This is a genomic window from Nostoc sp. LPT, assembly GCF_017115165.1.
In the GTDB taxonomy this organism is placed as follows: Bacteria; Cyanobacteriota; Cyanobacteriia; order Cyanobacteriales; family Nostocaceae; genus Nostoc.
The window spans coordinates 1-13,070 of sequence record NZ_JABXKF010000117.1 but is presented as its reverse complement, the minus strand read 5'-3'; the positions used below and the strand labels follow the sequence as shown (position 1 = coordinate 13,070).

The window sequence follows — 13,070 nt, the reverse complement described above, 5'->3', positions numbered from 1 at the left end:
AGTTTTCTTAACGGTTGAGCAACAAGCAATCACGGGTATGCCTAGCACACAGTAGCGTCTGCCAGCTTTGCAAAGTGTGAGGAGCGAGTTTTAGCTAATGGGATCTCCTCTAACCACCCGAAAACTCGACTTAGATTGATTGCGGCAGCCGTTAAGATATGCTGTAGATGAGTTTTAGCTAGCCCAATATAACGGCAATCGCGCAATTCAAATGCTCGGATTCCCTGAGAGATAGTTCCTTCAATACCTGAGCGCAGTGCATATTGTTTTTGAAATTGCTCAGTTTTTTGTCGAACTCTTGCTTTTTGAAGAGCTTCATACTCAGATTGCACTTGTATGGTTAACCCACGAGGATTGGTTTTTGCATGAGTACATTGGCTCCGAACCGGACAAGCTAAACAATCACGCTGCCGAAACTCAATGTAAATTACGGGTTTGCCATAAGTATTTTTATTATTTTTCCAAAGGTAACTACGCTTACCTTGAGGACAATAGACCGCTTTCTGCTGCCAATCTATCTGAAAGTGAGATAAATCAAATCCTAGTCCGGCCTTTGCTTGCCAGCCAACATTGAGAGCTACTGGCCCCAACAGGTCAATGTTATAGTCTTGCTCTGAGCTAGAAAGCAATTGTGCTGATGTGTATGCTTGGTCAACCAAGTGCTGTTGAGGCAGGAGGTTTTTTTCTCCCAAAGCTTGGTGAATTGAGTGGACAACAGTTATGTCTTGAGTTGTGGCAGCAGTTGTCTCTACATGAGTAATAATGTGTGGTGAATCTTCATCACAACTTTCCGTCAAATGCACTTTGTACCCTGTCCAGTTAGTAGTGCGTTTGGTGCTGTTACGCGCATCTTCGTCATAGGGAGAGCGAATCCGCACAGATCCGGGTGGCCCATCTTTGTCACTGCGTAACTGAATCTTGTCTGTTGGTGCATAGTATTGCTGTAACCAAACTTGACGTAAAACTTCTACTGCTGGCAGTTGTCGCAGTCCGATGGGGGAAGTTTGGGAATAAATGTTATCGAGTAAATGAAAACCATCCGCACCTATGATCTCGGCTAATGCTTCCCTGTCGGCAGGTGTTCTAGGGAGTCGAGAATCTTCCAAGCGTTTGCTATAGCGGTCATACCACTCACCCGGAGCTAGTGACTTCAGCCAAATGGGTGCAACTTCAGCCACAGCATTTAAGGCATACCGCAGCGTTTCCCCTAAATGTTCTAGTCTGCTTAACTCCCTGACTACAGCTAATATATGGGTTGAATCAGTGCGCTGTTTTCCCCTTGCTGACAGTAGTTTGATTTGCTGAAATTTCGACAGCATCAAGTCTAGTATTTGCCGCTCGACTCCACCTGTGATTAATCGGTCGCGGAATTCGCTTAAAACAGTAAAGTCAAAACCTGGATCTGTTAGCTCTAAGGATAAAGCATATTTCCAGTCAATCCGCCCTTGCACTGCTTGCGCTGCTTGTCTATCAGAGAGATTTTCTAAATACTGCATCACCAGGATCATCGCCAACCTCCAAGGTGCTTGCGCTGGCTGACCCCGTTGTGGATACAGTGATGCGAAATCTTCATCCTGATAAAAGACTCCAAGTTCATCACGCAGTCGCATATATAAATTACCTTTTGGAAATGCGGCCTTGGCTACACGTACCGTTTCATCGGGAATAGGAGGAATTTCTTTAGGATGTAAGCACATATACTGCCTCCACAGGTATTTCTTCTAGTTTATTGATAATTGAGGCAGCTAACTTAATTTTTTTCCTTCCGTGTATTACACGGAAAGTCCTAGCTATCTTTTCCGAGTAATACATGGTAGAGCCGCCGTTTTAATGTTAAGTAATATTTCGCCAACGGTATCCGTATCCCGGCTGTACCCCCACTAAAGGCTCCCATTATCGCGGACACCTGGGGACATGGGTGAGAACATTTTACCCACACTTAGGCGATCGCCAAGAGACACGATTGGTTAATGGCGTTCAACAGCCCATCTATGTTTACGCTTGTCACGATCCGGTTGTTGCAGCTGGGTTGACCAAAGCTATAGAAGAATTTTTCGCTCATCCTAGCCCTGGTACAGCGCTAAGGCAAGCAGGTGCTTTCGTTAGCAAAAAGGAACCAGTGCTGACTAAGTGAAAGCGAACGCCCCCACCACAGGAACGTTCGCTAACTAAAGATGGAATTTTTTGCTGAAGCATCGAATATTACCAATAACATTAAAAGCTTCTCTTTTATGCAGTCAAGCAACTAACAGCACTTTGACATTATTTGTTACAAAGAGGACTCCTCTAGCAAATAATACATATCTGAGAAAGTGTCGTCACTTCAAGATTCCTAACAATCAAAATAAAAAGCGATTGCCGCTCAATAAGTAATAATCGCCACACAAAAACACTCATTGCATCTCTAGAGTAACAACAATGAAAGCCATAGTTACAGTAGTTGAAAAAATCACATCGGAAGCTCACATTAATATTCCTGACGGTTTAGTAGTAACAGCAATTAAGCAGCATATAACAGACCTCTATAACAGTGGCGAGATGCTGACTGAGATGAACATTTTCCACGTTGATTTTGAATCTATTAGCGCTCACATTGATTCAAAACCTTATATTACTTGGCATCAAAGCAACCCTTGCGATCACCGTCAGTATTACTTCTGCAAACTGGGAAGATTTCCTTTGACTCTGTTAACTGACATAGGGCAAAACTTAACTCGTACCAAAGTTTACTTTGGGCATCAGAAGCAACTTATTTACATATCAGAAAAAGAGATATCCAAAGAATTGGCAACAGTTGAACTCCAAAATTTCTTAAGTGGATTAGCTGTTGAACTTCAGACTTTAAGCCACATTGAATTTCCAGAACAAGTTTGAAAATAGCAGGAGTCAAACATGAGACTAACGACATTAGAAGGTCAATACCAGTGCATCGTGATTGACCCTCCTTGGTTCTATCGGCTAAGAAATCAGGATAAAACTCACCGAAACCGCATTAACTACAAGCCAATGCACATAGAAGAAATACTGTCATTGCCTGTTCCAGACTTAAGCCATCCTACAGGGTCAGTCCTTTGGCTTTGGTACACAAATAATCACATGGTAGAAGCGGCTCAATGCTTGCAAACATGGGGATTTGAACTCAAGACTATTTTGACTTGGGAAAAAGTCACCAAAGACGGCACTAAAACACATCTAGGTGTTGGTCATTGGCTGCGAAACTCGACCGAACATTGCGCTTTGGCTGTTCGTGGGAATGTCAAAGCTTTCTCTGGACGAACACTCACAAACGAGTCCACCATCCTGCACTCACCCAGGCGTGAGCATTCCCGTAAGCCTGAAAATTTCTACCAACTCGTAGACAAACTGTGTCCAGACATAACAAAGCTGGAGATGTTCGCACGCGAGTCTAGGGACGGCTGGGACTGTTGGGGGGATGAGGCTTTGAAGTTTGATCAGCCTGTTGAGCAGAGTCCGCAAGATATTTCTTTAACTGCCTAACTAAGGAATAATTTAGGCACTAAAAGTCTAGGCTCATCTGGAAAATCCAATACCAAGCTCTTAAATACTAATTTTCTGTGGGAGTGTCGGTTGTTGGCTGATACAAGGAGCGCAATTGTTCTAAGTTACGTTTCTTCTTGGCTTTGAACTTCGACATGGATCAATAGCCAAGACTCTTCACCCCCAATGCGGTAAATTTTCACCAATTTGTCAATTAATCGCTTTCCTAACTCCGCATCACGGACTACTTGCTGTAGCTCCTGATCAAGAAAATCAAAACCTCTACTCCAATCAATTTCACTGTGCGCTTGGGGAAAAAAGAACAACATGAAGTCTTGGAAATACAACTGTAGTATCTGCTTCCAAGGAGAATCGTATTCAGTAAGAGGTGTTTTATTAGCCATTTTCAAATGTATTGTCTAATTTCAAATTTCAGAGGTATTTATGCCAACAAACATAGAATGGACAGACTTAACAGATAATATCATCCGTGCCAAAGAAGGCGGTTGGTGGTGTCAAAAAATCTCAGATGGGTGTAAAAATTGCTATAGCGAAAAACTGAATCAAAATTCTTTCTTTGGTGGAAACAAATTACCCTACTCTGGGCAACCACCAGAACTAACACTCGATACAGAAGCTATTCGGAAATGGGGCTTTCAAAGAAAAAGTAGAAGGCATTTCGTTGCTTCCATGACTGATGTCTTTGGTGAGTGGGTTCCACGTTTTTGGCAACATGAAATGTTAGATGGAATGTTCGTAGCACCAAAGCAGATATTCCAAATCCTCACCAAGCGCCCAGAAATTATGTTGTTATCTATGAATGAATGGCTCTCTAATCATGGGCTAGAGGAATTACCTTCTAATATTTGGGTTGGAACTTCTATAGAGAATCGTCGCACTCTTGAAGAACGTAGTCAACCTCTGTCCCAAATTCCAGCTAGTGTTAGGTTTTGGTCAGTTGAGCCATTACTAAAACATTTGGGCGATATTAGCCAATATTTAAATGATGTTCAGTTAGTCATTATCGGTGGTGAGTCTGGCCCAAATTCTAGACCATGCCACATCGAATGGATTGAGTCTATTGTCAAACAGTGCAGTGAGTCAAAAACCCCTGTGTTTGTCAAGCAGTTGGGGGCGAATGCGTACTATCAGGGACAGCGATTTAAAACCCGCGACAAGAAAGGTGGCGAAATTGAAGAATTTCCCCAGCATCTAAAATTGCGAGAATTTCCTTTACCAGTGCGTAATTAAAGCAAAATCCCAGTACATCATTAGCTTTATAAAGGGAAAGTTATGAGACTAACAGATTTCTTAAAAGACCTCGGAAACCCAGTTGCTTATTACCCAAAGCTAGTTGCTGTTACTGGGGGTGTGTTACCAAACCTTTTTTTATGCCAAATGTATTATTGGTTGGGCAAACAGAAAGATGATCAGGGTTGGATTTACAAAACTCAAATAGAAATTGAACTTGAAACTGGACTCACCAGGAAGGAACAAGAATCGGCCCGAAAATCTCTCAAAGCTAGGGGTTTACTCAAAGAGCAGTTCAAAGGATGTCCCAGACGCTTAGAGTTTTGGTTGGATAAAGACGCTCTTAATCAACGTTGGTCAGCTTTTATGAACAATATTGAGCTACCAATTCAAGAAATTACTTCATCTTGGACTCGAAAAACAAAAAAATCTCAGGATGATGCCGAGCAAAAACCCAGCATAATGCCCAATTTGTCCAATATAGAATGCCCCTCAAGAGCAATATAGAATGCCCCTCAAGAGCAATATATATTGCCCTCTTCATCCAATACAGAATGCTCCAATATGACAAGCTATATTGCCCCAGAAGGACATACTGTAATGCCAGATCGGGGCAATATATCTATATATACAGAGATTACTTCAGAGATTACTTCAGAGATTACACACAATGCGCCCCAAGAAAAGCCACCCGCGCCCCCCACCCAAGAGAGTGTGTGTGAAAAAGAAGAACTTGATTTAACAGCGAAAGAAATTGAACTTGAAGAACCAACTCCAGAAAAACCAACTCCAGAAAAACCAACTCCAGAAGAACCAACCCCAAAACTTTCCACTTTGTTGTTAAAAAATTCCGAGTATAAGCAACAAACCGATAACCCCTCTTGTAGATCAACTATTGCGGCGGGGTCGTTCTATAAAAACGAACAATCGAACAAGCAGAAATTACCAAAATTCCAGTCGATTGAAGACTTGATTGACATGGTTTTAGTAGATCCAAGCATCATGGCAACTGACTCATTGCCTGCTGTGTACAGGACAGAAATCAAAATGCGTAGTTGGCGCTTCCCCTGGCGTACTGCTACCAGGGACAAGATTTACCAAACCTGCGATCGCCGACTGGTGGAGTTGATAGCCAAACACAGGGCTAAGTGGAGTGAGAGTGAATCTTGGCAAGAGAAAATCCCCACAGTTCTCAAGTCAATTGGTAACTTAGAAGGCTCCAAAGCCGGACTAGAAGAATTACTGGGCTATTGGTCACAAGTTTCTGAACCAGAAGCCACATCAGAACTAACAAAACAACAAAAACCAGATGAAAAACAACCCATCGGCTATTTCGCGTACAGTTTCAGCCATCAACATCGACGCTCTGGCAGAATTGGTAATGGAAAAATACCACCGCCGACAATTAATCAAGGCGGCAAATGAGATTCTACATCTCGGCTATGAAACTGAAACTGAATTACCACTGATTCTTGACGCTGCTGAACAAAAAGTTTTCAGTGTCACACAACAGCGCTCTCATGATGACCTGATTCATATTTCTGACTGTTTGGTTGACGCTTACCAAGAAATCGAGTCGCGCCACGCTGGTACATCTAGTCCCGCCATTTCTACTGGATTCTATGATTTGGATGGTTTACTCGGTGGTGGCTTTCGCCCCAAACGCCTGTATATACTCGCTGCTCGTCCATCTGTTGGCAAGTCTGCCCTTGCTGGTAACTTAGCTCTTAATGTCGCTCAATCCCAAAGATTACCTGTAGCTGTTTTCAGTTTGGAAATGAGCCGTGAAGAATATGTGCAGAGATTTCTCAGCAGTGAATCCGGCATTGAGAACAGTTTACTCGAAACAGGGCGGCTCTCTAACAATCAGTGGCAACCCCTGAGTCAGGCGGTAGCACAACTTTCTGAACAAGGGATTTTTATCAATGATAATTCCTGCCCCACAATGAATGAAATTCGTAGCCTTGTCCGAAAAATCTCAGCCACACATGGTGGTGTCGGACTGGTTATTGTAGACTATTTACAGTTGATGGCCGAAGGCACTGATTCAAAAATGAACATGACCCAGAGAGTGGGTCAAATCAGCCGAGGACTGAAAAAATTAGCTAAGGATCTTGATGTTCCAGTCCTAGCCTTGTCTCAGTTAAGCCGAGAAGTCGAACACCGTAATGATAAACGCCCTATATTGAGTGATCTTCGAGACAGTGGGGCGGTGGAACAGGACAGTGATGTTGTAATTATGCTCTACCGTGATGAGGTTCATAATCCCGATTCCCCTGACCGTGGCATTTCCGAGTTAATTGTCCGTAAGCAGAGAAATGGCCCTACTGGTACAGTCAAGCTGCTATTTGATAACCAGTTTACTAAGTTCAAAAACTTAGTACGTCATCGGCAGTTTTAGACATTGGACTACTGGGAATTTTTGAAGTAACCGATGGTTTGGTGAAGGCAGCGATGTCTCCGGCAACGCTTGAGGGGAGACAAAATGGTCTAAAATGCTTATATGACAAAGAGTGTAGCAATTTGTGGTAAAAGAAAAAGAGCATTCATTCGCAACAAGCTCTATTTAATGATAATATTACCAGAATTCTACGAGACAAACCTCAAGCGAGAATTGGGACGTGCAGAATATTTATTACTAAAAATCCTAATAAATTTATTACAATCTATTAAAACTGTTAGCATTGAAGCACTAGCTACTGCTTTACCTATCCCCATATTTTTTGAAAGTAGAAGAAAGAAAGTTCAAAGATTTTTGTCTTTAAATTACATAAATATTGAAGAAATTTGGTTCCCAATTATTAAAAGCTGGTTAGAGATATATTTTTCCTTAAATGAAGTTATTTATTTAGTAATTGACCGGACTAATTGGGGGTGTATTAATCTGTTAATGATTAGTATTGTTTGGGATAAAAGGTCTATCCCAATATACTTTAAGCTATTAGATAAATTGGGTTCAAGCAAATTTGATGAGCAAGAGGCAGTATTCAAAAAAGCATTACCGATTTTCAAGAATTATAAAACTGTAGTGTTAGGAGACCGGGAATTTTGTTCGGTAAAGCTGGCTAACTGGCTGACAGAGCAGAAAGTATATTTCTGTTTACGCTTAAAAAAGGATGCATTTATAGAAATAGAACCGGAAATTTGGCTGCAATTAAGAGATTTAGGTTTAGCGCCTGGTCTTTCCTTCTTTTACCAAGGCATTAAATATACAAAATCCCTTGGGTTTGTTAGCTTTAATCTTGCTGCTAAATGGAAACGTAAACGCTTAGGGGTTGCGCCGGAGGAGGGTTGGTTTATCCTTACCAACTTAGATGATTTAGATTCAGTTATTAGAGCTTATAAACAACGTTTTGATATTGAAGAGATGTTTAGAGATTTTAAGAGCGGTGGTTATAACTTTGAAGATACTAATGTATCAGGACAAAGGCTAATTTACCTAATATTATTAATCTCGCTTGCCTATACAGCTGCAACTATATCTGGTCAAAAAATTAAACGCATGGGTGTTCAAAAATATGTTGGACGAATTAAAGAATCTAAACGGATTGCTCGACGACATAGTAGTTTTTATATTGGTCTTTATGGCGACAATTGGGTCAATTTCATGGAAAATTCTTATGAGTTAGTCACTGAATTATTGAGATTAAGTCCTAATAAGCGTAAGTACTATCAGCAAGGAGAGAGGGCTATGAGGCTTATTCTATCTGCATCCTAGCCCTTTTTGTAGCCCCGCAAGCCGGCAACGTCAAGGACGAACGCTGTATGGCTTCAATAGCTATCGCTCCCAACCAGACATGACCTCAACTATTGGAGTTTTAAAACTTGTGAAAGCGCTATCCGTTCGTCAACCTTGGGCAAGTGCCATCATTCACTCCACTAAAAACATAGAAAACCGAGGCTGGCCTATCAATTATCGCGGTGACATTCTGATTCATGGAGCCAAGACTTGTACCAAGAAAGAGTACCAGCTAGCGAAAGAATTTTGTCAAGGGATGGGGGTAGCCATCCCAGAACTAATCTCTCTACGTCGCGGTCAAGTTATTGGCATTGTCACAATAGTAGATTGCAAGTTTTCACAAGTTGCGTCTGGCTGGGGAATGCCTGAGCAATATCACTGGAAGCTGGAGAATCCACGCGAGATTACACCGATTCCCTACATTGGGCGGTTGGGAATTTTTGAAGTGCCAGACGATTTGGTTATGGAGGTGGTTGCATGACTAAAACAGTCTTAAGTCATACGCTACCTCCGAGGACACTGCAACAACAGAGGGCAATCAAGGAAGATATCATCGCCTTTATCAAAAAAGCGAAAACCAAAAAGCCATTACCAAAATCAGATGTCTGCAACAATTTTGATAACACATATAAAAAACCAATACTTCCAGATGATGCCCTTCAAGCTGTAGTATTTTTTGCGGGTGGCGGCGGGATTGGGGGTAAATATAGCGAAGCTGTCACCAGGGGCAAGATAGGCTGAAAGTATTGTGGAGTCTGGGTTTGAGAAAAAAGAGTTGATTATTGGGTATAAGCTGTTTTGACAGGCGTTTTATAAGCACAGCCACAAATTGGACAAAATCGGTGTCTCAAAGACAACACCAACTCACCGCAATTCGCGCAGTTAGCTCGAATCGGTGTACCGCAGAGATAACAAAACTTGGCTTTGACATGACCCCACATAGGGTCAACCGCAGCGCCAGGATTCCAACATTGGGGACAAAACTTAACCCCTCTAACCTGAGATACTTCCTCGCCCTTGATCAGAGCATCAAAATATTCTTGAGGCACGCCAAGCGCGATCGCTAACCCTTGAAGTGTCCTACGATTAATTTTAAGCGTAAGTCCTCGCTCGATTTTCCCGACAGAGCGTCCATGTATACCAGCAGCATCCGCCAACTCAGACTGAGTTAAATTGAGTTTCTTCCTGACCCGTGACACGTAACTAGCAAGGGATTCATCGCTATTGGGAGTTTTAAAAGTATCCATAAAAAGCTCAGGGCTAACTCCTCAAAAGATATATAATTTATCAATAAAAAACCAAGCGAGAGAATACAGAAACAACCGTGAAATCGGCTGTAACTTTAGCCACTGTCACGACCGAATTTCTAGAGCGTCCTGGTCTAGCACCAAGTACTAGAGAAACCTATGAACTGACCCTCGGACTTTTACTGCAAAAGTATGGAAGTTGGTCAATAGAAATTATCAGTAAGCAAACATTAGTTGAGTATCTAAATAATCTCAGTCATTTAAAATACACAACACACCACAAGCATCAAGCAATATTACAAAGTTTGCTTAACTTTGCAGTAGAACAAGAGTATTGGACGCTACTCCCTCTTGAATTAGCACTACTGAATCAGAAAAATGACGAAAATCGGTTAGGTTTTGCTATATTGCTCAAGTTCTTTGAGATTTATGCCAGATTTCCTGAGAATAATCAAGAAATCTCCAAAAATGTTGTTGATTATGTTGCCAAACTTTTAGATATTTCCCCCCAAAAGTACTCTTACTACGATTGGCAAGGACGCTCCATAAAATATCATCGCGCTCAAATTAGAGAATTCTTTGGATTTCAAGAAACCAAAGTTAGTGATGCTAAAGAGTTAACTAATTGGTTAGCAGAACAAGCACTAATTTATGAGTTAAAATTTGAACAGCTAAAACTTGCAGCAGTAGCGAGACTACGAAATTTAAAACTTGAACCACCGACAGATTCCAGATTAGAGCGTATCATTCGCTCTGCTATCAGGAATTTTGAATCTAAATTCTTTAGGGACATAACTTCCCAATTATCTAACCAATCTAAAAAGTGGATAGATGATTTTTTGAAAGAGAAAGCTTCCGCTCAGGAATTAGATGATACCACACCAGTAAATCATGATAAACAACTGAATAATCCGGGAGATACCCAATTATCTCAACAGTTATATAACACGAACAACTCAGAAATCAACACTGATGTGACCATATTAACATGGGCTGAATTAAAAACAGACCCAGGCAGAATTGGTGTAGAAAGTTTTCAAAAAGAAGTTGCTAAGTTAGAGATTTTTGAGCAATTAGAATTACCAGCAGACTTATTTAAAAAAATCCCTACAAAAGTTCTCCAAGTCTATAAAAGTCGGGTAATTGTTGAACATCCTCGTGACTTACGCCGTCACCCAGAACATATCCGCTACACACTATTTACAGCTTTCTGTTGGCTCAGAAGTCAAGAAGTTATAGATAATTTAGTAGAGTTACTCATCCAGATTGTGCATCGCATAAGTGCCAATGCAGAAAAACGTGTAGATAAAGAACTTATTCAGGATTTGAAACGGGTTCATGGGAAGAATAATTTACTATACCAAATGGCAGAAGCTTCTTTGAAAACACCTGATGGCACAATCAAGGATGTGATTTTTCCTGTGGTGAGTGAGGTGACTCTCAATAATTTAGTGAAAGAGTATAAATCTACAGGGAATGCTTACCGTGAGAAAGTTTATACGGTGATGCGCTCTTCTTATGGTGGATATTATCGCCGAATTTTACCGTTAATTTTAAACAAGCTCTCATTCCGTTCAAATAATGAAGTTCATCGTCCAGTTATTCAAGCGATAGCTTTACTGAAAAAGTATGCTGATAGTAAACAACGTTATTATGATCCAGGAGAAGATATACCCATTGAAGGTGTGTTACGTAGTGGTTGGCAAGAAATTATATTAGAGACGGGAGTAGATGACGAAATCAAAGTTAATCGCATTAATTATGAGTTGAGCGTGCTGCAAGCATTGAGAGAAAAGCTTAGATGCAAGGAAATATGGGTTGTAGGAGCTAATCGTTACAGAAACCCGGAAGAAGATTTACCTGCTGACTTTGAGGCGCAAAGATTAGAATATTTCCAAGCTTTGAAACAACCATCAGATGTAGAAGTCTTTATTGCTAATTTACAGCAATCTTTAGAGCAATCATTAACTTTATTGGATAAGGGAATACCTAAAAATAACTTAGTCACACTTAAAACCACAGGTAAAAGTCGAATTTGTGTTTCTCCTTTGACTCCTCAAAATGAACCTGTTAACTTGACACGGTTAAAAACTGAAATTACTAGACGTTGGCGCATGACTAGCCTCTTAGATATTCTGAAAGAGACTGATTTGCGAGTTAAGTTTAGTCAACACTTTCAGAGTGTATCAACAAGAGAGGTTTTAGGTGACTATACTTTACAAAAACGGTTGCTACTTTGTTTATATGGTTTAGGAACGAATACTGGATTAAAACGTTTGAGTGATGAGATTAAAGGCGATAATTATCAAGATTTACTCCATGTCAAACGTCATTTTATTCAGAAAGAACAATTACGCAATGCTATTGCCTGTGTTGCAAATGCAATTTTTACTGCCAGAATTTCTACTATTTGGGGAGAGGGTACAACCGCCTGCGCTTCTGACTCGAAAAAGTTTGGTGCTTGGGATCAAAACTTAATGACCCAGTGGCACATCCGTTATGGTGGACGAGGTGTGATGATTTATTGGCACGTTGAGAAGAATTCTGTTTGTATTTATTCACAGTTAAAAACTTGTTCTTCTTCTGAGGTGGCAGCCATGATTGAAGGATTATTACGCCACTGTACTGAGATGAAAGTGGAGACAAATTATGTGGATAGTCACGGTCAAAATGAAGTAGCTTTTGCTTTCTGTCATTTATTGGGTTTTCAGTTAATGCCGCGTCTTAAACGTATAAATGTTCAGAAGTTATACCGTCCGTCAACTGGAAATAATGATGCTTATCCAAACTTGCAACCGATTTTAACTCGCGCTATTAATTGGGATTTAATTCGCCAACAATACGACCAAATGGTGAAGTATGCTACTGCTTTGCGTTTGGGTATGGCAGAAACTGAAGCCATCTTAAAGCGTTTTACTAGGGGTAATTTATTACACCCTACTTATCAAGCCTTGGCGGAATTGGGCAAGGCTGTAAAAACTATATTTTTATGTAAATACCTGCATTCGGTTGAACTGCGACAAGAGATAAATGCTGGACTCAACGTGGTGGAGAACTGGAATAGTGCTAACAGTTTTATTTTTTACGGCAAGGGTGGGGAGATTGCTACTAATCGTTTGTCAGACCAAGAATTAGCTGTGTTATCTCTGCATTTACTACAGATATCTTTAGTATATATAAATACTTTAATGATTCAGCAGGTTTTGTCCCAACCACAATGGATGAAGTTGATGAAGTTGGAAGATTTGCGGGCGCTTTCGCCTTTAATTTGGGGTCACGTCCCTAGCTATCTAATTGGTATACAAAGCAGGTAAGCTGAAAACTTGCATCTAGCA

14 protein-coding genes are annotated in these 13,070 nt (G+C 40.8%); 11 read left to right on the top strand and 3 right to left on the bottom strand.

Going from position 1 to position 13,070, the window contains the following annotated elements; all coding sequences use genetic code 11:
- Positions 1 to 41: 41 nt before the first annotated feature.
- The gene (locus HWQ58_RS22090) at positions 42 to 1,697 is read right to left on the bottom strand and encodes an IS1182 family transposase (RefSeq protein WP_292867160.1); all 1,656 of its coding nucleotides are present in this window, start codon (positions 1,695 to 1,697) and stop codon (positions 42 to 44) included.
- 221 nt (positions 1,698 to 1,918) lie between these two features.
- Between HWQ58_RS22090 and HWQ58_RS22085 the strand changes: the two genes are divergently transcribed.
- The 3 genes from HWQ58_RS22085 to HWQ58_RS22075 all read left to right on the top strand — a co-directional run bounded on the left by HWQ58_RS22085 (position 1,919) and on the right by HWQ58_RS22075 (position 3,498).
- The gene (locus HWQ58_RS22085) at positions 1,919 to 2,134 is read left to right on the top strand and encodes a hypothetical protein (protein ID WP_292867158.1); all 216 of its coding nucleotides are present in this window, start codon (positions 1,919 to 1,921) and stop codon (positions 2,132 to 2,134) included.
- A gap of 284 nt (positions 2,135 to 2,418) precedes the next feature.
- Positions 2,419 to 2,874 (top strand): hypothetical protein, encoded by a 456-nt coding sequence (locus HWQ58_RS22080; protein ID WP_292867156.1) that lies wholly within the window; start codon positions 2,419 to 2,421, stop codon positions 2,872 to 2,874.
- An 18-nt stretch (positions 2,875 to 2,892) separates the two neighbouring features.
- Positions 2,893 to 3,498 (top strand): MT-A70 family methyltransferase, encoded by a 606-nt coding sequence (locus tag HWQ58_RS22075; protein ID WP_292867154.1) that lies wholly within the window; start codon positions 2,893 to 2,895, stop codon positions 3,496 to 3,498.
- A 125-nt stretch (positions 3,499 to 3,623) separates the two neighbouring features.
- Here HWQ58_RS22075 and HWQ58_RS22070 read toward each other — a convergent pair whose 3' ends face one another.
- Positions 3,624 to 3,902 (bottom strand): hypothetical protein, encoded by a 279-nt coding sequence (locus HWQ58_RS22070; RefSeq protein ID WP_366838410.1) that lies wholly within the window; start codon positions 3,900 to 3,902, stop codon positions 3,624 to 3,626.
- A 40-nt stretch (positions 3,903 to 3,942) separates the two neighbouring features.
- Here HWQ58_RS22070 and HWQ58_RS22065 point away from each other — a divergent pair, with 40 nt between their 5' ends.
- The 7 genes from HWQ58_RS22065 to HWQ58_RS22035 all read left to right on the top strand — a co-directional run bounded on the left by HWQ58_RS22065 (position 3,943) and on the right by HWQ58_RS22035 (position 9,229).
- A complete protein-coding gene (locus tag HWQ58_RS22065) occupies positions 3,943 to 4,749 on the top strand; it encodes a DUF5131 family protein (RefSeq protein ID WP_292867152.1) in 807 nt (268 codons plus the stop codon).
- Between the two features lie 42 nt (positions 4,750 to 4,791).
- On the top strand, positions 4,792 to 5,256 hold the full coding sequence (locus HWQ58_RS22060) for a hypothetical protein (protein WP_292867150.1): 465 nt from the start codon (positions 4,792 to 4,794) through the stop codon (positions 5,254 to 5,256).
- A 57-nt stretch (positions 5,257 to 5,313) separates the two neighbouring features.
- Positions 5,314 to 6,174: a hypothetical protein gene (locus HWQ58_RS22055; RefSeq protein ID WP_292867148.1), complete on the top strand. Its 861-nt coding sequence runs from the start codon at positions 5,314 to 5,316 to the stop codon at positions 6,172 to 6,174.
- On the top strand, positions 6,059 to 7,150 hold the full coding sequence (dnaB, locus tag HWQ58_RS22050; RefSeq protein WP_292867146.1) for a replicative DNA helicase: 1,092 nt from the start codon (positions 6,059 to 6,061) through the stop codon (positions 7,148 to 7,150). Before HWQ58_RS22055 ends, dnaB begins: the two co-directional genes overlap by 116 nt.
- 174 nt (positions 7,151 to 7,324) lie before the next feature.
- Complete coding sequence (locus HWQ58_RS22045; protein ID WP_292867182.1) at positions 7,325 to 8,467, top strand: IS4 family transposase; 1,143 nt, start codon at positions 7,325 to 7,327, stop codon at positions 8,465 to 8,467.
- Positions 8,468 to 8,546: 79 nt separating this feature from the next.
- Positions 8,547 to 8,969 carry an ASCH domain-containing protein gene (locus tag HWQ58_RS22040; protein ID WP_292867144.1) on the top strand — a complete coding sequence of 141 codons (423 nt, stop codon included), beginning with the start codon at positions 8,547 to 8,549 and terminating at the stop codon, positions 8,967 to 8,969.
- A complete protein-coding gene (locus tag HWQ58_RS22035; protein ID WP_292867142.1) occupies positions 8,966 to 9,229 on the top strand; it encodes a hypothetical protein in 264 nt (87 codons plus the stop codon). The genes HWQ58_RS22040 and HWQ58_RS22035 overlap by 4 nt, the downstream gene beginning before the upstream one ends.
- A 38-nt stretch (positions 9,230 to 9,267) precedes the next feature.
- Here the strand turns inward: HWQ58_RS22035 and HWQ58_RS22030 are convergent, their stop codons facing one another.
- On the bottom strand, positions 9,268 to 9,735 hold the full coding sequence (locus HWQ58_RS22030; protein WP_292867140.1) for a zinc ribbon domain-containing protein: 468 nt from the start codon (positions 9,733 to 9,735) through the stop codon (positions 9,268 to 9,270).
- A gap of 305 nt (positions 9,736 to 10,040) precedes the next feature.
- Here HWQ58_RS22030 and HWQ58_RS22025 point away from each other — a divergent pair, with 305 nt between their 5' ends.
- Positions 10,041 to 13,049, top strand: a complete 3,009-nt coding sequence (locus tag HWQ58_RS22025; protein WP_366838420.1) for a Tn3 family transposase — start codon at positions 10,041 to 10,043, stop codon at positions 13,047 to 13,049.
- Positions 13,050 to 13,070: the final 21 nt, after the last annotated feature.

Bases quoted from the DNA above. Each gene is read 5' to 3' on its own strand.
- HWQ58_RS22070 (WP_366838410.1), bottom strand. From the start codon at position 3,902: ATGGCTAATAAAACACCTCTTACTGAATACGATTCTCCTTGGAAGCAG.
- HWQ58_RS22090 (WP_292867160.1), bottom strand. From the start codon at position 1,697: ATGTGCTTACATCCTAAAGAAATTCCTCCTATTCCCGATGAAACGGTA.
- HWQ58_RS22040 (WP_292867144.1), top strand. From the start codon at position 8,547: ATGACCTCAACTATTGGAGTTTTAAAACTTGTGAAAGCGCTATCCGTT.
- HWQ58_RS22055 (WP_292867148.1), top strand. From the start codon at position 5,314: ATGACAAGCTATATTGCCCCAGAAGGACATACTGTAATGCCAGATCGG.
- HWQ58_RS22030 (WP_292867140.1), bottom strand. From the start codon at position 9,735: ATGGATACTTTTAAAACTCCCAATAGCGATGAATCCCTTGCTAGTTAC.
- HWQ58_RS22035 (WP_292867142.1), top strand. From the start codon at position 8,966: ATGACTAAAACAGTCTTAAGTCATACGCTACCTCCGAGGACACTGCAA.
- HWQ58_RS22075 (WP_292867154.1), top strand. From the start codon at position 2,893: ATGAGACTAACGACATTAGAAGGTCAATACCAGTGCATCGTGATTGAC.
- dnaB (WP_292867146.1), top strand. From the start codon at position 6,059: ATGAAAAACAACCCATCGGCTATTTCGCGTACAGTTTCAGCCATCAAC.
- HWQ58_RS22080 (WP_292867156.1), top strand. From the start codon at position 2,419: ATGAAAGCCATAGTTACAGTAGTTGAAAAAATCACATCGGAAGCTCAC.
- HWQ58_RS22065 (WP_292867152.1), top strand. From the start codon at position 3,943: ATGCCAACAAACATAGAATGGACAGACTTAACAGATAATATCATCCGT.
- HWQ58_RS22060 (WP_292867150.1), top strand. From the start codon at position 4,792: ATGAGACTAACAGATTTCTTAAAAGACCTCGGAAACCCAGTTGCTTAT.